Raw genomic sequence first — 19,639 nt, forward strand, 5'->3', positions numbered from 1 at the left:
GCCATCAGAACGGCCGGAGCCGCAGCCAAGGCCGTAACGGCGGCCGCAACCGCGAACGCCAGTCCGATCGTCTTCCGTATCGCTTGAGCGTTGATCATTTCGTCTCTCCCTCTAGTGGTGATCATGAACCGGTACCAGCCCCAGGCGCTGACGCGCCGTGACGGACGGCCCGCGCCAACTGGTCGCGCTCCTGGCCCGCTTGGGTCAGGAGCCTGCGCCAGGCGGGCGACCTCGAAGGCATCGAACCTACGTGCGACCCTAGCCACCGTGACTCACCGTACGTACTGTGTACCGGCCAGTGCTGAATGTGCCTGTGGCACGAGCGAACGGCAAGGGGATTCCGGTACGGGATGACGCAGGGTGCGGAGACCCGCAGCGCAAAGGGGGGTCAAATGGACAACTACGACAGCGGAGATCGAGGCGTCTCGCCAGAGGCCGTGCTTCTCTACGCCGAGATCGCTTCGGGGAGGGACGTTCCGTCCGATCACCCAGCACTGGCGGAGCTGGAGGCGTACGGCCTGGTCACGCCTGACGCGCAGCGCCCCGGGCGGCTGAGTCCCCAGGACCCGTTTCATGCCGCCGCTCGTCACGTAGAGGCAGAAGTCAGCCGGACAGTCGCCTCGCTGCAACGCCTTGCCAAACTGCCGAGCGCCCTTCGGGAGCTAGTCCCGCTCCATCGACAAGGGAGCTGGTTTTCCGCCAATGGGAGTGAGTTGTTGACTTCCAGCGAAGTGAGCGCCCGAGTGGCTGCCGTCGCAGAGGCAAGCACGGAAGAGGTGCTGACGGCCCACCCGGACGTTCGTGACCCTAAGCGTCTGCGGCGGTCGCTGACGCAGGAGGAGATGCTTATCCGCCGCGGCGCTGCCCTGAAGACGATCTATCCCAGTGGTGCGCGCGCACGTGAAGCCGAGCGGGAGTGGGCGACCTCCGTGAGCGGTCTCGGCGCTGAGGTGCGCACCCGAGAACCTGAAGGCATCATTCAAATGGTGCTCTTCGATGGCCGCTGCGCCTTTGTCCGCCCGCGGAACACGGGGCAGGAATACGTTTGGTACATCACAGATCAGCCCATCGTTGCCGTTCTGCGAGAGATCTTCTTTGTCATGTGGGAGGAGTCATCACCTTGGCTTGGAGGGAAACGCAGTAACCAAGATGGGATGGCGACGAATGAGAAGCAGCGAAGGATTCTCTATCTTAAGTGTGCGCACGGAAAATCCTACGAGGCTATCGCCTCTGACCTCAGCGTCAGCAAGAGAACGGTAGAGAACCACCTTGCGCGACTTCGCGAGGTCCTGGACGTCCCGTCTATCGAGGGCGTTTATGCATGGTGGGGCGGTTCAGCAGATCGTGGCTATTTCATGAAACATGAACGGCACTAAAGGAAACGTTCACCTAGCTGAGCGAGCCGGTGCCGGTCGAAGGTGAGCTTGTCCAACTCCCTCAGCGGCCTTGCGCCATCAGGCCAACGAATGACGAGGTCGCCGTCTTCCGTAGTGCGCGGCGTGTAGTAGAACCCCCGTTCGTCATCGAATGCAAGCACCTCACCACTTTCTATGTGCCCAACGAAGGCCCTAAAGTACACCATTGCGTTATCAGTGACTTTTTGCCCCCCTTGCAGCAACAGGAAGGCTCGCAGCCCCCTGAAGGGCGCACGCGACACAAACCGAGACCTCTGCGGGTGACCATCAATAGGCCAAGGAAGCGCCCTATTCGAATCCGAATTAGGTCCATTCGTGTGGATTCTCATATTCTTAAGGCGCTCTGCAACCGCCTGCTGCGAAGCCCCAAAACGGCTGCCTATCTGGGCTTGGGTTTCATCAGCCAGAAGGTAGACCAACAGCTCATGATCACTAGTGGGCAACTTACTCATGAACCAAGTCTCCCAAGGACCGAGGCGCCACGTCTCCACACCCGATGGACCCTAGCCACGCCACCCACCTGCGGCAAGGCGGCCCAGGCCAGCACCGATCCCCAGTGTGACCTACCCCACAAAGCTACCCCCCGGTGTCCCGGTGCCCCTCAGCGGACACGTACGTAGTAAATGAAAGCAAGAGTAAAGACATTGAAGTTGACCAGTCGAGCCTTACCGATCAATCAACTAAACAGTTGAACTCCCTTCTCTTAACTAAAGAGAATCAATCAATAATCAACTAATTAATAGATGTCTCTGTAGATCTACCTGGTGATCACCTGTTGGCCTAGGTAGATGGTCCAGAGGGCGGCCCCGGCGCCAGATCAGTATCCGCCGGGGCCGCACAGTCGATCAGGCTCGGAGGTCACGATGCCACGAGCCGCACAGGTCTGCTACCACGTACGGTGTACGGATCGCGTGGTGTATCGGGGGCGTTGTGCCGCCCATGCCCCTCCCGCCTGGGAGACCAAGAGCGCGAGGAACCGAGCCCGAGACTCCGCCTGGGAACGTCTGATCAGGCCTCGGGCCCTGGTCCGCGACGGCTTCGCCTGCGTGTCCTGCGGGGCCCGTGAGGGCTTGGAGGTCGATCACATCATCCCTGTCGCCCGCGGAGGCACCTCGACCCTCGACAACGCTCAAACTGTGTGCCGGGGCTGCCACCAGGCCAAGACTGCACAAGATCGTCACAACAAGACCTGAGGCCCCCCGCGGGGTCCGACGACCCCTAGCTCAGCAGTGCAGAGCGCCGGAGTGACATCCCGGAGGGCGACGGTTCAAATCCGTCGGGGCCGACTGTGGGGTAGCTCCCCTATTCCCGAAACTCCCCCTGATCAGGGGACGGAGGGAATGCGCGTTTCGTCTAGTGGTCTAGGACCCCTCCCCTTCAGGGAGGCGACGCGGGTTCGAATCCCATAGCGCGCCCCAATATCCACAACCAAAAGCATCGGGGCCCGCCCCTCATTCGCATGAAGGACGGGCCCCGTTCTTTCTGGCGATCATCCCGACCTTGTCGGCCTGGATTGCGTGGGGACACAATGCCCCCACAACCGCCGCGCGCGCCTCTCAGCACCTGGAACTGCGCGCAGTCAACATCATGTGCATCCCCCGATCTCAACGGGACCTTGAATCCCTTCGCCTATGGAAGTCGGGTAGTGGAGGAATTTTCGGCAGCTCCAGCCTGTTGTTCTTGGCTGTCCTCTGCCGTATCCCCCCAGCGAATCTGAAGTCTGATCAACCTTAAGCGAGCCTCGCCGTGCGGAAGACCGTCCCGCCGTGCCATTTTGGCACCCAGGTAGGTCAGGACGTCGAGCACGAGCAGTACAGCTACGAAGCTCCCTATCCAGAGAGCGACCGTCGGGTACGGGGTTTTTGCAACCCACTCAATGACGGCAGCTCCCATAGCTGATCTAGCTCTTCAGCACATGACAGGACATCAAAACATTCACCTGTCTTCAGTTGTGTATCTCGGCCCCGGACGGCCGGGACACCTCGCAAGGAGTATCTAGCAGCGGGGCGAGCGGCATCAAGGCTGACGGCCGCCCTGGTCAACCGCTGCCCCTCAGCTGGTCGTAGCTCAGTCGGTAGAGCGCCTGGTTTGGGACCAGGAGGCCGCGAGTTCGAGACTCGCCGACCAGACCAACCAACCGGGCCCCGCAGCAGTGGGGCCCTTCTTCATGCCCACATCCGGGAGAGCAGTGACGTACGACGAGCACCAGGACCAGGCCGCGGAACACCTCGCGTCAGCACCCGGGCCCTCCAGGGCCCGCGCCAAACGGGACTGGCATCAGGAGGCCCTGTTCGAGCTTGAGGACCTGGGCGACCTCGATGCGTACGAGGGCCTGCCAGAGGTGCGACTGTGACACGAGGGCCTGCGCCGAAGCCCAACTCTCAGAGGCGCAACGTCCATCCCCACGCGCAGCAGCTCCCCGCCGAGCCTCAGCCCGGCCGGGAGCTGCCCAAGGCCCTCGGGATCAAGACCACCGGCGCCCGCCGCTTCTGGAAAACCTGGAGCACAGCGCCCCAGACAGCCGCATGGACTGAGACCGACTGGGCTGAGCTGGAGCTGACGACGAAGCTCGTGGACGGCCTCTTTCAAGGTGACATGAAGTTGGCCGGAGAGATCAGGCAGCGAACTGCCAAGTGGGGCGCGACAGTTGAGGACCGGGCACGGCTTCGAATGACCATCGTCGAGCCCGATGATTCGTCTGGAATGGCTGGGCCGGCTCCCGGGGCACCTGACCCTCACCAAAGCGATCTGGTGCCCACAGAAGTAGGCCTCGACGAGGAACTGTACAAACTTCTGAACGGCGGATCTTAGCCCTTGAAGTCGCGCTCGCCGCGGAGCTATAGGGGTCAGACGCCGGTGGCCTTCGGCACCTCGTCCCACTTATGCCACTCTCGCACTGGCCACTCAGCTGGGGGGACCGGCGCCAGGCCGAGCGCATACCGAACAGCTTCGTCCTCTCCGCACGGCCCACAGATCTTGATGTCGCGCTCAACACTCATTCGAGAGCTCGCCCCGATATCGCCTACGAATTGCTCGAAGACGCTTCCGCAGCGAGGGCAATAGGTTGGCAGTTCTGAAGAACCTGTTTGACTCATGGTGGGGACGCTACCACCGGACTAGGCCGGGGGTGGTCGTTTGTCTCAAACTGGCAATCTCCCAGCCGGAGTTCCCAAGCCCACTGAGACGTTGGGCTATCAGATCATTCGGTGGTGCTCCAGGTACATCGTCCAGCCTGATGGTGATCGAGCCGGTGAGCCCTGGCAGTTCACCCCCGAGCAGTTGAGGTTTGTGCTGTGGTTCTACAGCATCCGACCTGACGGGAGGTGGGCCTACTCAGCCGCAACGCTCCGACGAGCGAAAGGCTGGGGCTTAGCAAGACTCCATTGCTCGCCGCCCTCGCCATCGTCGAGTTCCTGGGCCCCTGTCGTTTCTCGCACTTCGACGCCTACGGCCTGCCGGTAGGCAAGCCGGTCCCGCTGCCCGTCGTCCAGGTCGGCGCCACGGCGCTGGACCAGACCGAACAGACAATTGATATGTGCAGGGCGATGCTGTCCGAGTCGCCTGCTGAGTCTGCGTACGGTCTGGACATCGGCAAGACCGTCGTGCAGTTCAAGAGCGGTAAGCCTGGCAGCATCAAGCCGAAGGCCACCGCGGGCCGCACCAACGAAGGAAATCGACCATCTTTTTGCCTCATGGACGAATGCCACCATTGGGTGGGTTCGACAGGAGGCCCGGAATTCTTCCAGACCTTGAAGCGGAATATCGAGAAGACCGCGAAGGCTGGTTCCCGTTGGGTCTCAACGACCAATGCCTACAATCCCAACGAAGACAGCGTTGCGCAGATCATCCATGAGTCCGAGATGGTGGCACAGGGCCACTGGCTCTATGACTGTCTCGAAGGCTCGATTGCTCTCGACGACCTGCGGGACGAGGCCAAGGTACGCGCCGCCCTCATCGAGGCGTACGGGGACGCGAGTTGGGCCGACATCGACGGCCTCACTCGGACGATCCTGTACGACCGGACAACGCCGGACAGTACGTACCTCCGCTTCTACTTCAACGCCATTGCCGAGAGTTCCGATGGCTGGATGTCCAAGACGGAGTGGGACGCCTGCCTGGACGAGGACGATCCGATCCTGCCCGGCGACCTGATAGCCGTCGGATTCGATGGCTCGATCCGCGGTGACTCAACAGCCTTGTGCGGAGTCCGCCTACGGGATGCCAAGGTCTTCATCCTCGGCCTCTGGGAGCGCCCAGAGAAGGCACCCGATGATTGGGAAGTTGACGTTCTGGCGGTTGAGGCTGCCGTAGCCCAGGCCTTCAAGGCTTACCGAGTCGCCTGGATGTACGCCGACCCGCCGTATTGGCAAGAGAACATCGGTCGTTGGGCGTTGGAGCACGGGGAAGACACAGTTTATGAGTTCTGGACCAACAAGCCCACGCGCATGGCCGCTGCCACTGAGCGTTTCCGTACCGCAGCCATGGTCGGAGATCTGAAGCATGACGGCGACTATCGCCTAACTCGGCATGTTCTCAATGCTGTTACCCGCGAAGTCCCTCAAGGGATTCTGATTACGAAGGACAGCCCACGCTCGAAGCGGAAGATTGATGCCGCGGTGGCGGCCATCATCGGTATGGAGGCTAGGGCCGACGCGATAGCGGACGGTCGACTCAATCAGCGTCGGAGCCGTGTCGTGGGCTTCTGATAGGAGGCCCATTGGTCGTAAATCCAGGCGGGCTTGGCCCGTTCATAGGAAAGCCGGAGACTCCCGAGCAGTGGCTGATGTACTTGCACAGCAAGCTACCGGGCCCCCACTCTCCAGCCGCTCGGTACGTCAAGTATTACGAGGGCGAACAGCAAAAACTCGCCTTCTCCCAGATGCGCTATCGCCACGCATTCAGCGAGGTGTTCGCACAGTGGCGTGACAACTTCTGCGGCATGATCGTGGATGCCTCAGCCGAACGCCTGCACGTCGACTCCTTCCGCCTCCCCGATGCCCCGGGAACTGACCGCGATTCCCGCGACTTCTGGCAGCGGAACCGCATGGACGCGTTCTCTGGGGCGGTCCATCTGGACACGCTGATTCGGGGCTCGGCCTACGTGCTCGTCTGGGCTGACGCAGCTGGTGAGCCGACCATCACGCCTGTGTCGTCTGAGCGGATGGCCGTCTGCTACAAGGCCGGGTCGTTGACCGAGCTGGAGGCCGCGGCGCGGTTCGAGGTCGACGACTGGGGCCGCCAGCTGGTCACGCTCTGGACCGAGCGCTACGTATACGAGGTGCCGTGGGGCATGGCCGAATGGCACCTAGGCATCATCTACCCGAACCCCCTCGGCGTGGTCCCCGTCGTACCGTTCGAGTCGAAGCCGCGCCTTCTGGCCGATCCCGTCTCGGACCTGGCCAACGTCGTGCCCATTCAGGACGCGATCAATAAGACCGTCAGTGACGCTCTCACGACGTCTGAAGCGGCGGCTTTCCCGCAAAGGTGGGTTACCGGTTTGGACATCGTGGAGGACGCACAGGGTAATCCTGTTGAGCCTTTCGATATTGGCGCTGACAAGCTTCTCCAGGCCGAGGATCCCAATGCACGTTTCGGTTCCATGCCTGCTGCCGACCTGTCTAACTATGTCTCTTTGACGGATATGCTGGTACAGCACATGGCCAGCATCTCGAAGGTGCCCAGCACGTATTTCCTGGTCAACAACGGCGCCAGCGCCCCCTCAGGTGAATCCAACCTGTCTGCGGAAGCCGGGCTCATCGCCAAGGTGCGGGAGTTCATGGATCCCCTTGGGGAAAGCTGGGAACGAGTTATCCGCCTCTGCTTCGCAGTGAAGCAGGACAAGCGTCAGGACGCGTACGCCATGGAGACTCGATGGAAGGATCCCGAGTACCGGACTGAAGCGCAGCATATCGATGCTCTGCTGAAGCAGAAGCAATTGAACGTGCCTGAGCAAGTCCTCTGGGAAGAAGCTGGCTACTCCGCTACCCAGATCGCGACTTTCCGCGCGATGCGCTTGGAAGACGCTCGGGCAGCCGCGGAAGTGCAGCGCCTCATGCCGCAGCCTCAGCAGGAATCAACACCAAAACCACCGCAGGGAAACTCTGGTAACGGTAACCGGAGAATTCACGAGCCTGCCTAGAACACGTATGGAGCTGACATGTCCGAAGAGACCGAGACTCCGGCCCCGGAGCCGACTGCACCTGTCCCGCCTTCCCCCTCTACTCCCCCGGCCCCCTCCGCGCCTCCTACGCCTCCGCAGCCGCTCACCTATGACGAGCTCCTGGCCGAGCGCGACAGATGGCAGCGGGCAGCCACTGAGGCCCAGGCCTCCCAGGCGTCTGCCGCCGAGCAGGCTGCCCAGGCCGCCCGCGGTGAGGTGCTGAGCCAGCTTGGGCCGGAGCTGATCAACACCGCCCTCCGCCTCCAGGCGACCACTGAGGGCGTGGAGCTGCCGAACCCTGAGTACCTGGCGCTTGACCGATTCGCCGGTGAGGACGGCAGGCCCGACACCGAGGCGATCCAGAAGTTCGTGACCTCGCTCCCCAAGAGCCGTCCGGCCTTTCCGCAGCTAGGCGGGACTCAGGTGAGCCCCGGCGGTGGCGCCTCGATGGCAAACATGGACCCCGAGGCCCTTGCTGACTTGATCGCAGGCAACTCCATTATCTGATCCGCTCTCCCTTCCTTAGTTCGAGCCCCCTCCTTGGGGGCCTTTTTCATGCCCTTTTGGAGGTTCGCCTATGGCTCCAATGACTACGCACCATTTCAACTTGGACCCGGTCCAGGTGACCATTGCTGCGCTTGGTCTGCTTGACCGTCAGCTCACCCTCGGCGGTATCCCCGCCCGATACTCCGAACTCAACTTCCGTGGCGGCATCGGTGACGTGATCAACGTCAATCGTGAGTCGCGTGGTATCCCTGTCCAGGCTTCGGGAATCTCCGCTCCGATTGATAACCCGACCAAGGGTGATAAGAACAAGTTCGCTGCTGCCTCGGATCGTCCCCTTCCGACTGCGGACCGCCGGGCGCCGAACGGCTTCATCAATGAGTCCAGGTTTCCAGTCCAGCTCACGACCTTGGCGCAGAATGGCACGTCGCTGAGCATGGAACAGGTCGCCTTCGATCTGAAGAAGTTCGGGTCTCAGGTGCTGTCCAAGCTGACTCGCGGTTTCGCCGAGTATTTCGACGACACCACGGCTGCATTCATCAAGCAGAATGTGAACCGCACCGGGCTGACTGCCGCACAGGCTAAGGCCATTGGCGGTGACATAGCGGTGACGATTCCGACTCAGGACGGCACCGCGGCGACCATGACTCAGCGGGCCCTCGGGATTCGTACCGCCCTCGTTGATGCGCGTATGGCCCTGAACATCGCGGGTGTTCCCGTTTCTGAGCGCTATCTCGTCTGTGGTCCGGAGGTAGAGGCGATCCTCCTCAAGGACCCGGAGTTTGTTGCAGTTGACTATAGCGGTGACACGAACGCCCTTCGCAGGGCGACTGTTGGCACGATCTACACTTTCAGCATTGTCCCGCACAACTCGTTCGGTCTTGAGATGTACGTCTTTCACAAGAGTGCGATGCTGCTTGCTTCCGCCTGCCCAGCGATTCCGATGGGTGCCGTAACCGGCTCCACTCAGAACATCAACGGAATTGCTACCCGTATGCTGATCGATTACGACTACGGCAAAAAGTCCGACACCGTCGGCCTCGACACCATGTACGGCCTGGCCACCGTCAAGGAAGACCCGGATTACTCGGTTCGCGGAACTCCTATTGGTGAGGCCTTTGTTCGGGGGCTGAAGATCAGCATCACGGAGAAGGCTCCGACGGGCTGACATGACGAAGGGGCGGCCCCCGAAAGAGCCGCCCCTGAGCGTTAGCCGTTCTGCCTATTGATGTAGGTAACGGCAGCCATACCGATACCAAAGCATCCGGCGACGGCAGCGCCACCAGCGCATACGGCTGTCAATGCGCTAGCGCCGAGCGCGCACAGTGCGAGTCCCCCCAGGAAGCCAAAAATCACGGACACCTGGATAACGATCACTACCTCGTAAACACGGCGGCGTAGTTCCGCCGGTGACTCAGCAGACAACGATGGTCCTTCCGAGAAGATCCAGAACATCGGTGCCAGGTATAAGCGCTCACACACATATCTCTGAACGACCGATGCCCGCGATTCTTGGTCGCGGTAAGAGCGCCGAAATTGAGCATCGCCGCTGTAACCGCTCAGCAAGAGATGGCAAGGCGTCCGGCCCCCTTTACCCCAGGTCCACTGTGCGTGATGACGCCCGACAGCGTATCCCAGCTCCACCCAACACCAGCTAGTAGCAAGGGAGTTGATCGCCTGCTTGCGTCCCTGAACGATGTGGCCGATCGGCTAGGTCGACCCATAAGCCCAGATGAGCGCGCCCGGATCGAAGCTTTTGTGAGAGACGTCACGGGGCTCGCAGAGGATCACTGTGCGCGCGACCTAGTCCGCCGTGAGCATCAGGACCTGACGCTGACGCCCCAGGGCGGCACGGTCCTCCGTATCCCACGTCGGCACACCGCCTACCTCACCGTCAGCGCCGTCCACCAGGACGGCCAAGCCCTCAACGACTGGACACTTCAGGGCCGCGTCCTGGTGCGCGATGCCGGGTGGTTCGGGCAGCTGGTCACGGTCACGGCCTCTTGGGGCTATCCGACGGCCCCGGCCTCGCTAACTGCGGTCGTCTGCTCGGAGGTCATTCGCTGGCTTGCCGTCTCCCCCGGGATCGAGAGGGAGCGTGTTGGAGAGGTCGAGGTGTCCTTCTCGGGCGGCAGCTCGGGGCAGTCGCTCAGCTCCGCGGCACGGGCCGGGCTCCGGCCCTACCGCCGTCCTGGCCTCGGAACCCTCACCCTCCGCAGAGCGGAGCCGTCATGTACTCGATGACGACGCCCGTCGAAGTCTGGCGGGCGCCGACCATGGAGACGGCATACACCTCTCGTCGGGACTGGGACCAGGCCGTCATGGTCTGGTCCGGCCTCGCCAGCGTCCAGCCCGCATCCACGCACGAGGATCCGTCTCCAGCACGGGACGTGTCCCAAGAGCGGCTGAGGCTCTACCTGCCCCTCTCCGCTGTCGTCGAGCACACAGACCGGCTCCGCATCGAGGGCCGGTGGTACGAGGTCGAAGGAGAGCCTGAGCGACATTCCCAGACCTCTCGTCGGCATACCCGACTGACCCTCTGGAGGTGTGTGCCCTGACTCGTGTCCGAGTCCAGATCAATGACGGCTGGGAAGACAAGGCCTTCCAATCCCGGGACATGCGACGCCTGGTAGCTCTGCACACACTCCGAATCAAAGCGGAAGCCGTCAAAAAGGCCCCGCGGAGAAAGCACGCAAGTCGCCAGTCCTGGAACTCAATTACACACAACATCGACGCCTACGTACGCCGGGACCGGCGAGGCTGGTACGGCAATGTCGTCGTCGAGCAGAATCCCCGAGTGCGTCACGCGATGCTGCAAGACCAGGGATTCCGGAACTCGAAGACCGGCAGACGCCATCCGGGCCGCAAGTTCCTTAAGGCCGCTCTGATGAAGTCGAGGATCCCATGAGAATCGACGTAATCCAAGGGCTCGTTGCCTATCTCAAGGTTGTCCACGGGATTCCGAAGGATGCCCCGAAGGGGGACATGCAGCGGCATACGGCAGGAGACACCACGGTCTATCTGGAGCACTCCGGAGGCCTGCGCCTGGTCCGGGATCGCATGGACCGTATCGACGTCGAGTATTCGGTCTACGCGATCGACAGGAAGGCGTGCATCGATCTGGCGATGGTCGTCCGCGAAGCCTTCCTCGAAGACCTCCCTTACACCGCCTCCGCGCCGCTCATGACCGTGCTCGACGTCGAGGAGATAGCGGCCCCGTCGTACTACCCGGACGACGAGTCACGCGAGCACATGTACGGCGGGGAGGTCGCCGTCTATCTGACTGCAACTGACTGACATCAACTTCCGTCGATGGCCCCCTCCTTGGGGCCCTTTCTCATGCCCTCAGGAGGCTTCATGGCCAATGACCCCAAGAAGATCAGATTCGCCAAGAACGGCGCCCTCTACATAGCCCCCGCCCCCGTAGAGGGCGGCACCGGCGGAACCGTCCCGCCGACGGCCCTCGGTGACGGTAAGACGCCTCCGGCTGGCTATAAGGCCCTCGGCTATGCGGACGAGAGCGGTGTCACCCTCACTCCCGCAGTGGAGAGCCAGCCTGTGCCCGCCTGGCAGAGCGCAGTGCCGGTCCTGTACAACGTCACGTCGTCGTCCTTCTCCGTGAAGGCCACGCTGATTGAGACTAATGAACTCACCACGGAATTGTTCTTCGGAGCACAGTGGTACGAAGTCATGAATGCGGAGAACAAGCCGACGGGCGTCTACCGCCTCGATCTCTCCTCCAACCCAACTTTCTCGGAAATCAGTCTCGTTGTGGATTGGAACCAGGGCGGCATTCTCTATCGCTGCGTCATTCCTCGGGTAACCGTCTCCGACCGCGGAGCCATTCAGCTCAGCCGGACCGAGGCCGGGAAGTTCGAACTCACCATGGAAGCACTGGACTTCAAGGGCAACCTTGGGTACGTGCTCACGAACGATGACATTACGAAGACTGCCTGAGACCTCCTCTTAGCCTTCCCGTCCTAACGCCCCACTGAGGGGCTTCTTTTATGCCCTGGAGTAGACACATGAGCACGAGCAAGAAGACTGCCAAGAAGGCCAAGGAGACCACGGCTGCGGCTGATGCGGCCAAGGCCGAGGCCACGGAGGGGCTGATCGTCTTCGAGCACCGCGGCCTCACCTTCGAGCTGCCGCACCCGCTTGACATGCCACTTGAGCTACTGGAGACGGACGACGAAGTTACGGCCATCCGGCTGATGCTCGGTGACGAGCAGTGGCAGGCCTACAAGGCCACCCGGCCTAAGGTCCGTGATTTCGGCGCCCTGGTCGACGCCATCTCTGAGGCCCAGGGCGGAGACGACGAGACGGGAAACTGATTGCGGTCGCCCATGCCGTGAGGACGTATCACGCTGAACTAGAGGCCGACCTTTTGGAGTTCTTCGGCGTTGACCTTCTCGACTTGTGGCGTGGGCGGCTCTCTCTTCGCCGTGTCGGCGTGCTCATCAAGTCCCTGATGCGCAAGCCCGGTCGCTCGTCCTTCCTGATGGCCGCCGACGGACGAGCCGAATGGGACGAGACGACGTACCTTCTCGCCCGTTCCTCCGATGCTCTCGAACTGAACAACTTCCTCTTCCTCTCGGCCAATGTCAGCGACGAGGACAGAGCCCATCTCGATATGCCAGAGCCGATCACTCGTCCTGGCGCCACCGAAACAGATAAGAAGGCGCCAGCTGGAGAAGAAGAGTTTGCCTCGGGCCAAGAGCTCACGGACTTCTTTGGGCGCATGAATAGCCTGTAGGAGGTCTCATGGCTACTGAGGGCCGTCTCCCCATTCGAGTAGGCACAGGCCTCATCGAGGTCTCACCAAAGCTGTCCGCACAGGACATGGCGAAGCTTCGTCGGCAACTCGTCGCAGAGCTTCAGAAGGCTGGTGCTGCTGCTGGCAAGGAGATATCTAAGGCGGCTAAGTCGGGCCTGGCTCAGCTTCCCGGAGAGGTAGCCAAACAGGCTAAGAAGGGCGCCAAAGCGGTTGAGGGCGAGGCCCTTGACTCCGAGAAGACGCTGAAGCGCATCGAGAAGCGGCTGACGAAGGAATACGGGGACGAAGTCACCAAGCGTTTCCGGGCCTTTCGGCAGGCCGAGGAGCGCAAGGAACGACTCCTGTCTGAGACCTCCGCGGCCACGCGTCGAGCCCTCGCTCAGACCGTGCGCCAGGAGGAGCAGGCTGCCCGTGATCGGGAGCGGGCCGCCGAGCGCCTGGAGCGCGAGCGTATCCGCCTCCAGGAGCAGGCCCGCAGGGCGCATGAGCGTGCCGAGCGGCAGCGCACTCAGGAAGTGCAGCGTCAGGCCCGCCTTCAGCTTCAGGCCCAGCGCGAGGCGCTGCGACAGCAGGTAGCTGCTCAACGCGCAGCCACACAGGCTCAGATAGCCGAGATCCGGCGCCAGGCCGCCGAGGAGCGGGCCCGGATCCAGGACAGCATTCGGGCCCAGCAGAGGCGTATAGCCGACCTGCGGAATCAGATCCGTACGGCCCGCCGAGTCATCGCTGACACTGACTCAACCACGGCTACGTTCTTCACCCGCGCCGGTACTGGAATCAAGCGGGTCGGCACCTGGTTTGATCAGGTTGGCCAAAGCATCAATGAGGCCGGAAATATCCTCACCACCCGTTTCCTGGCCCCTCTGGCTACTGCCGGAACTGCCCTCGCCACGATCGGCGTTACGAACGCCGACAAACGCATCCTCGGCCAGCTCGGTCTTAGCGCAGCCGGTGTTTCAAAGCGGGCCTCTGCTGACCAGTTGAGGGCAGCACAGCAGTACGCGATCAACACCCCTTACTCGATTGATGCCATTCACGAGTATCAGACCAAGCTCATTCGGTCCGTCGCTGGTGCAGACAAGAACTGGTACATGGGCGGGTCGAAGAGAACCAATGCCGCCGACAAGGCAGCACGCAAGGCAACAGACCTCATCTTCGCTATCGGTGACTCTTCGGCTCGTGCGGGCAATCTGGACCCGGAGCAGTTCCGACGCTCGCTCTACGCCATTGACCACATCCTGGATCTGGACCGAGCGCCGACGAGGAACCTCAAACAACTTGCCGCATCCTCCGGCATCCCGGCATCCGAACTTGCCCAACTCCTCGGTTTCAAGAGCAGTCAGGAATTCTGGAAGGTCGTCGGCACTCCGGCGAACAAGGCGAAGCCCGGACAGAAGGCGGGCGTATCGGGTACTGAGATCGTGGATTCCCTTCTCAACTACTGGAATCCGGAGAAGTACCCTGGAAGAACCAAGCGTCAGGGCTCTGTCGGCTATGCCGAGAAGCTAACCAACCAGACGATCACGGGTCGTGTTCAGCAACTCAAGGAACGGGCAGTATTCGAGCTTGGCAACCTTTTCGCCGAAGAGGGCAAGGACGGCCAGTACCGCTACACCGACCTCGGCAACAAGCTCGCGGGCAAGGGCGGGATCCTAGACCAGGTCGAAGCCCTTGGTAAGAAGTACGGGCCGGACATTGAAAAGTTCCTCGGTTTCTTCCTCGCCTCGATCCAGCGTTTCATCAAGGTAATTGACAGCATCGCCAATCTGATTCGCAGCAACCCCGTCATCACGGAACTGATTGCGGGCATCTCCCAATTCCTTCTGGAATGGGGGCCGCTGATCCTGGCCGTAGGCCTGCTGTCGAAGGTGATCGGCAAAGTCGTCGGCATCATCGGCCGCCTGCTGTCTCCTGCGGCTGCTCTGGTCCGCGGTACGGCCCGTGCAGCGTCCGGCACTCGGAACGTTGCCGCACAACGGCAGGCCCGAACTGCTGCGCGACGGGACGCACGGCAGGCGGGCGGCTCACGCTCCGACGTGCGGCAGGCAGGTCGAGACGCCTACCGCCAGCAGCGGACACAGCAGCGCGGCGGAGACGACCGCGGACCAGGCCGACGCGCCTGGGACAGCGTCCTGGGCCGTAATTCGAACCAGGATGGCCAGCGCCGTCAGATCCGTGAGCTTGAGGACCAGATCGAGGCGGCTCGCAGGGAAGCGGCCGAACTCCGTGACGAGCTGCGTGAGGTCAACCGCGAGTCCATGCGGCAGATCGCGCAGGCCCTCGCGGGTAACGGCGCCAACTCCGTGCAGGGAGCCGCGACCCAGGCCCAGGGCGCTCTGACCAACGTCAGGCAGGCGGGCCAGCGGCTCAACAACCTCCCCCTGAACCAGCTCGACCAGGAGCTGACTCAGACCAAGGAAAGGGCCGACCGGCTCACCTCGGCAGTCAAGGACGCGGCCGCGGAAGTGCAGCGCCTCAATGACCGGCGCCTAGGTTCTCTCCGGGTGCAGCAAGTCGAGACGACGACGAAGCGTGTCGAGACCCTGAAGAGCCAAACAGGCAAGGCTTCTGATGCGGTGAAGACGCTCAACGGAAAGTCATTGTCTTCGGTTCGCACTCAGTTCAAGGACACGACGACCACGGCGAGCGGAACGACCAAGGCCGTTAAGGGCACGAGCGAGGCCGTGAACACCCTTAAGGGGAAGTCACTTCGACCGCTGCGGGAATGGTTCGACAAGGTCACATCGTCTGCTAAGGACACCTCGAAGGTAGTCGGCACAGCCGGTAACACCTCGTCCCTCAACGGCCGTTTGAAGACGCTGTCCGACCGTTCTCTGACTCGCCTCAACAAGCATGTGAAATCTCTGGAGGAAAACCTTCGGGATGCCAAGTCAGAGGCTGACGGGCTCGATTCGGCACTCGGCAGCATCTCTAGGAAGTCCCCCGGAGGAGGCGGGGGCGGGAACGGAAAGGGGAAGAAGAAGGGCCGCGCCCGCGGCGGTCTTATGCGTACGTCTGACGTGACGAGCGTGCTGCCGGGCTACTCACCATGGGTCGACTCCATTCCGGCCGTCCTGTCCCCCGGTGAGGCTGTTCTCAGGCCTGAGGTCACCAACGCCATCGGCGAAGGGACAATTAACGCCTGGAACGCTATGGCCATTCGAGGCCAGATCAGCCGTCACGCTCGCGGTACGAGCGGTGGCGGTGGCCGGATCGATTTGGACCGAATCAAGGAGCTGATCGAGCTCCAGAACATCGCGCCAATCGGCAAGGCCATGGCCCAGACGATGACGATGGACGGCACGTCTGACCCTCTCGGGGGCAGTGTGCAGGGCGGCATTCTCTCGACGGGCGACGGCTCGGCCCGCTACGGCGGCTCGGTCGCTGCTGGCCGTTTCAAGGGCATGTACGGCTGGCTTACCAAGGACGTGTTCGCGCTCCTCAAGAGGACGCCAACACTGGCCGGTCAAGCTGCCGGAGTTCTCGGAGGGTCACTGAGTCCCGTCCTAGGCGAGTATTTCTGGGACGATGTTTGGCGAGGTTCCGGGAACGTTGTCCAGAGAGGCAATCGGTTCCTTGGTCACGTCTTCAGTGCGAAGACGTTGGGCAAGGTCTTCGAGAACCTGTTCAGCGGAATCAAGGACAGTGCTGGTGCGATCTGGGATGCAGTCACCAGTGACCCGCTTGAAGCTTTCTCGGACTCTTTCGATGACATCAGTGACGTTGTCTCTGACTCGTACAACTCGCTGATCGGCATGGTTCAGACGGTCAAGGACATCCGCGAGGCCCCCAAGGCCTATGCGGGTCGCGTCTTCGACCAGTTCATGAGCACTGCTGAAGAATCGATGCCAGTCACTAAGGGGCTCTTCGACTTCGACAAGGGCGCCAAGGTAAAGGCTGACGTGGACACCTCTTTCGGGGGTGGCTTCTCAGCTCCCGGTAAGGGCAAGGGCGCTCAGAGATGGGCGCCCGTCGTGTCCCGAGTCCTTACGGCACTGAGGCTCCCGCAGTCGGCCAAGGGCACGGTGCTCTACCGGATTGGCTTCGAGTCAGCCGGTAATCCGAACGCAGTCAACAAGTGGGATATCAACTGGCAGTCAGGACACCCGTCCGTTGGCCTCATGCAGGTGATTGGGCCGACCTTCGCCCGCTATGCGGGACCCTTCCGCGGAACGAAGCCTCAGATGTACGGAGTCGCTACTGATCCGTTCGCCAACGTATACGCCGGAGTGAACTACGCACGAGACCGTTATGGCTCTCGCTGGCTGTCGATTCTCGCGGGCAACAAGGGCTACGCCAACGGCACACTCAGTGCCTCGCCCGGCCTCGCCCTGGTGGGCGAACGTGGCCCCGAATTGGTGGACTTCGGCCGCGGCGGACAAAGGGTCTTCACCAACGAAGAGACGAACGCTCTCTTCTCCGGCCGTCCCATTGAAATCCATGTCCATGAGGCTCGGAATGAGCCGACGCCTCAGGCCGTCATGAGGGCTCTCCGGCAGGCCGAGGCCTTGCACTCGCCCCTGTAGGAGGTCGCATGCCCATACCGGTGACAGCTCGTCCCACAGCTCCTGGCCCCATGGTCGACGAGCCGCCGGAGCCGGAGGCCTGGAGCCGCACGCAGGTCACCATCACAGGGAGAGGTGGTGAGGGGTGGGAGCTGCCCCTCACCGCTTCCGGCAGCTCGGCGTGGCCACAGGCCATCATGCTGCCAGGGGCCACGGGGCTCGACGCCCCGCCCTTCGGGCTCTTCTCCGATGACAGCCCCGGCCTCGATGGCTCGATCTTCCGATCTGCCCGTGCTTCAGCACGAGAGGTCATGATCCCGGTCTATCTCCACGGAATCGACCGGCCCACAATCAATGCGCTGAAGCGCAGACTCTTCAAGGAGCTGAACCCGAAAGCAGGTCCATGCGTCCTGCGATTCACTGAAGGCGACAACTCGACCCGCCTCCTGACTGCCTATTACAAGGGCGGCATGGAAGGCGCCGAGGGCGACTCTTCCGGTTTCACATGGTCGAAGTACGGGCTCACATTCGTTGCGATGGATCCCTGGTACTACGACGAGCGGGAGATATCGAAACGCTTCCTCTTCGGTGAGGGTGATCCACTGCTGAGCCCCACTAAGCCCTTCTTTCCCATGAGGATTGCTGATGGCGTTCTTGGTGACGGTTACTACTTCGTCGACAACCCGGGCGACATCGAGGCGTGGCCCATCTGGCGACTGAAGGGGCCCATCAAGAGCTTCAAACTCAGCACTGAGAGCGCACCGGGGGAGGTCTCCGCCATCAAGGCCACGGCTCCCGCCGATGGCTCCGACATCGTCCCCTCAGGCCGGACGCTGACCATCGATACGCGCCCCGGCCGGAAGACCGTCGCCGACGACCGCGGAGTCAACTACTGGGCCAAGCTGGACACGAACCCCACCTTCTGGCCTCTCGAATCCGGAGGCAATGCACCGCAGCTGTCCGTCGTCACCGGATCCGGAAAGGCATCGGTGACTCTGAACTTCACACCGAGATACGCCACTTACGCTTAGGGGGTCCATGGGATACCGAGTCGAGGTCTTCGACAAGGACTTGAGGCGGGTAGGCGAGATTGATGAATGGATCTCACTCGACTTCACGGTGAAGCTCCGTCAGGAAGGGTCCTGGCAGATCCTCATCAAGGACGGCACGACTCAGTCAGACCTCATCGAGAAAGGGGGCGGCATAGCCATCTGGCAGGAGGGCGTAACGCGCCCGATCCTGTCCGGCCAGGTCGACACCTTTCAGAAGTACTGGACCAAGGTCCAGCACACGGGACCCGGTTCTCTGTACATCGCCGGTAAGTGCCATAACACCTTGGCCTATAGGCGTCTGGCTTTCCCGGATCCCACCAAGCCAGTGAATCAGCAATACCTGAGCCGGCTCGCCCGTCGCATGGTTTATGAACCGACGGTCGGGAACGCCATCTACAAGGAACTCCTCAGCTGCCTCGGGGCCGGTGCTCTGCCGGATCGGAGGATCGGGAACGTCATCTTGAATGACGCGTCAGTCGGCTCAGGTAGACGCTTCGGGGCCGTCCTTCAGTGGGACGTTGTGGGCGAGGTCCTGGAGCAGTGGGGCGAGAAGCGCAGCGCCGCGCACCGCTTCATCTACAACCCCGAGACGCAACGAATAGACGTCGAGATCTTCGCTCCGCGGGACCGGTCCAAGGAGGTCCGCTTCTCCCCCGAGCTAGGGAATCTCCGCGAATACATCTGGACGTTGAGCGCACCGAAGGTAACGCGGGCCATCATCGGCTGTGCCGGAGAGCAGCAGGGGCGCTACGTATCGCAGACGATCGACAAGGAGTCTGAGGCCGAATGGGGCCTGAGCATAGAGCAGTTCGTAGACCGCCGTGACATCGCGCTGAAGGCGGACCGGGAATCAGGTCAGCCAGTCAGGGCCGAGGCTTCGATGACGGCCGAGGACTATGAATCTGCTCTGGCCACCCTCAAGGAGGCCGCGACCGACGCTCTCCGCGAGGGCGAGCGAAACGGCAACTTTCAGATCTATCCAATCGATACAGAGTTCTGCCAGTTCGGCCGCGACTACTTCGTTGGCGACAAGGTGACGGTAGCTGTCGACGGGACCGAGTACAGCGACATCGTTCGCGAGGTTGTGATCTCCGTTGATGATGCCGGAAACACGAACGACGTCGCTCCCAAGATTGGCCAGCAGGGCACCGGCGAACCGCTGAACCTCTACAAGGTCGTCTACGAGATGCAACGCAAACTACGGCGCCTAGAAGCGAGGATGTGAA

At 62.0% G+C, this 19,639-nt stretch carries 15 protein-coding genes and 3 tRNA genes; 17 read left to right on the plus strand and 1 reads right to left on the minus strand.

The genetic code is table 11. The annotated features are described in order from the left end of the window. Positions 1–392: 392 nt before the first annotated feature. Positions 393–1,376, plus strand: coding sequence for a sigma factor-like helix-turn-helix DNA-binding protein (locus C9F11_RS10180; protein WP_171075688.1), 984 nt, complete (start codon positions 393–395; stop codon positions 1,374–1,376). Here the strand turns inward: C9F11_RS10180 and C9F11_RS10185 are convergent. Continuing rightward, positions 1,373–1,867: a hypothetical protein gene (locus tag C9F11_RS10185; RefSeq protein ID WP_138958962.1), complete on the minus strand. Its 495-nt coding sequence runs from the start codon at positions 1,865–1,867 to the stop codon at positions 1,373–1,375. The genes C9F11_RS10180 and C9F11_RS10185 overlap by 4 nt on opposite strands. A gap of 411 nt (positions 1,868–2,278) precedes the next feature. Here C9F11_RS10185 and C9F11_RS49920 point away from each other — a divergent pair, with 411 nt between their 5' ends. From C9F11_RS49920 to C9F11_RS10270, 16 genes are all read left to right on the plus strand, one after another. Continuing rightward, positions 2,279–2,608 (plus strand): HNH endonuclease, encoded by a 330-nt coding sequence (locus C9F11_RS49920; protein ID WP_346347243.1) that lies wholly within the window; start codon positions 2,279–2,281, stop codon positions 2,606–2,608. Between the two features lie 19 nt (positions 2,609–2,627). Next, positions 2,628–2,701 (plus strand) — tRNA-Val (locus C9F11_RS10195). Between the two features lie 56 nt (positions 2,702–2,757). Then, positions 2,758–2,833: transfer RNA gene (locus C9F11_RS10200), tRNA-Glu, on the plus strand. Positions 2,834–3,471: 638 nt separating this feature from the next. Further along, positions 3,472–3,547: transfer RNA gene (locus C9F11_RS10205), tRNA-Pro, on the plus strand. Positions 3,548–3,603: 56 nt separating this feature from the next. Then, a complete protein-coding gene (locus C9F11_RS47305) occupies positions 3,604–3,768 on the plus strand; it encodes a hypothetical protein (RefSeq protein ID WP_171075690.1) in 165 nt (54 codons plus the stop codon). A 1,030-nt stretch (positions 3,769–4,798) separates the two neighbouring features. Then, the gene (locus tag C9F11_RS10215) at positions 4,799–6,121 is read left to right on the plus strand and encodes a terminase large subunit (protein WP_249401671.1); all 1,323 of its coding nucleotides are present in this window, start codon (positions 4,799–4,801) and stop codon (positions 6,119–6,121) included. A gap of 77 nt (positions 6,122–6,198) precedes the next feature. After that, positions 6,199–7,554 (plus strand): phage portal protein, encoded by a 1,356-nt coding sequence (locus C9F11_RS10220; protein ID WP_138958965.1) that lies wholly within the window; start codon positions 6,199–6,201, stop codon positions 7,552–7,554. 18 nt (positions 7,555–7,572) lie between these two features. Next, positions 7,573–8,082 carry a hypothetical protein gene (locus C9F11_RS10225; RefSeq protein WP_138958966.1) on the plus strand — a complete coding sequence of 170 codons (510 nt, stop codon included), beginning with the start codon at positions 7,573–7,575 and terminating at the stop codon, positions 8,080–8,082. Between the two features lie 100 nt (positions 8,083–8,182). Further along, positions 8,183–9,247 carry a hypothetical protein gene (locus C9F11_RS10230; protein ID WP_138958967.1) on the plus strand — a complete coding sequence of 355 codons (1,065 nt, stop codon included), beginning with the start codon at positions 8,183–8,185 and terminating at the stop codon, positions 9,245–9,247. A gap of 1,817 nt (positions 9,248–11,064) precedes the next feature. Further along, positions 11,065–11,376, plus strand: coding sequence for a hypothetical protein (locus tag C9F11_RS10240; RefSeq protein ID WP_138958968.1), 312 nt, complete (start codon positions 11,065–11,067; stop codon positions 11,374–11,376). 60 nt (positions 11,377–11,436) lie between these two features. After that, entirely contained in the window at positions 11,437–12,036 is a 600-nt protein-coding gene (locus tag C9F11_RS10245) for a hypothetical protein (RefSeq protein ID WP_138958969.1), read from the plus strand. 68 nt (positions 12,037–12,104) lie between these two features. Continuing rightward, complete coding sequence (locus tag C9F11_RS10250) at positions 12,105–12,413, plus strand: hypothetical protein (RefSeq protein WP_138958970.1); 309 nt, start codon at positions 12,105–12,107, stop codon at positions 12,411–12,413. Positions 12,414–12,532: 119 nt separating this feature from the next. Beyond that, a complete protein-coding gene (locus C9F11_RS10255) occupies positions 12,533–12,835 on the plus strand; it encodes a hypothetical protein (RefSeq protein WP_249401672.1) in 303 nt (100 codons plus the stop codon). A gap of 8 nt (positions 12,836–12,843) precedes the next feature. Continuing rightward, a complete protein-coding gene (locus tag C9F11_RS48575) occupies positions 12,844–17,382 on the plus strand; it encodes a transglycosylase SLT domain-containing protein (protein ID WP_171075691.1) in 4,539 nt (1,512 codons plus the stop codon). A gap of 50 nt (positions 17,383–17,432) precedes the next feature. Then, positions 17,433–18,392 carry a phage tail domain-containing protein gene (locus C9F11_RS10265; protein ID WP_249401673.1) on the plus strand — a complete coding sequence of 320 codons (960 nt, stop codon included), beginning with the start codon at positions 17,433–17,435 and terminating at the stop codon, positions 18,390–18,392. Between the two features lie 7 nt (positions 18,393–18,399). Continuing rightward, entirely contained in the window at positions 18,400–19,638 is a 1,239-nt protein-coding gene (locus C9F11_RS10270) for a siphovirus ReqiPepy6 Gp37-like family protein (protein ID WP_138958971.1), read from the plus strand. The last annotated feature ends 1 nt before the right edge of the window (position 19,639 follow it).

The sequence above is a fragment of the Streptomyces sp. YIM 121038 genome, assembly GCF_006088715.1.
Taxonomy (GTDB): domain Bacteria; phylum Actinomycetota; class Actinomycetes; order Streptomycetales; family Streptomycetaceae; genus Streptomyces.

Coding starts and splice junctions, on each gene's coding strand:
- C9F11_RS10180 (WP_171075688.1), top strand. CDS start 393: ATGGACAACTACGACAGCGGAGATCGAGGCGTCTCGCCAGAGGCCGTG.
- C9F11_RS10185 (WP_138958962.1), bottom strand. CDS start 1,867: ATGAGTAAGTTGCCCACTAGTGATCATGAGCTGTTGGTCTACCTTCTG.
- C9F11_RS49920 (WP_346347243.1), top strand. CDS start 2,279: ATGCCACGAGCCGCACAGGTCTGCTACCACGTACGGTGTACGGATCGC.
- C9F11_RS10220 (WP_138958965.1), top strand. CDS start 6,199: ATGTACTTGCACAGCAAGCTACCGGGCCCCCACTCTCCAGCCGCTCGG.
- C9F11_RS10225 (WP_138958966.1), top strand. CDS start 7,573: ATGTCCGAAGAGACCGAGACTCCGGCCCCGGAGCCGACTGCACCTGTC.
- C9F11_RS10240 (WP_138958968.1), top strand. CDS start 11,065: ATGCAGCGGCATACGGCAGGAGACACCACGGTCTATCTGGAGCACTCC.
- C9F11_RS10245 (WP_138958969.1), top strand. CDS start 11,437: ATGGCCAATGACCCCAAGAAGATCAGATTCGCCAAGAACGGCGCCCTC.
- C9F11_RS10250 (WP_138958970.1), top strand. CDS start 12,105: ATGAGCACGAGCAAGAAGACTGCCAAGAAGGCCAAGGAGACCACGGCT.
- C9F11_RS48575 (WP_171075691.1), top strand. CDS start 12,844: ATGGCTACTGAGGGCCGTCTCCCCATTCGAGTAGGCACAGGCCTCATC.
- C9F11_RS10265 (WP_249401673.1), top strand. CDS start 17,433: ATGGTCGACGAGCCGCCGGAGCCGGAGGCCTGGAGCCGCACGCAGGTC.
- C9F11_RS10270 (WP_138958971.1), top strand. CDS start 18,400: ATGGGATACCGAGTCGAGGTCTTCGACAAGGACTTGAGGCGGGTAGGC.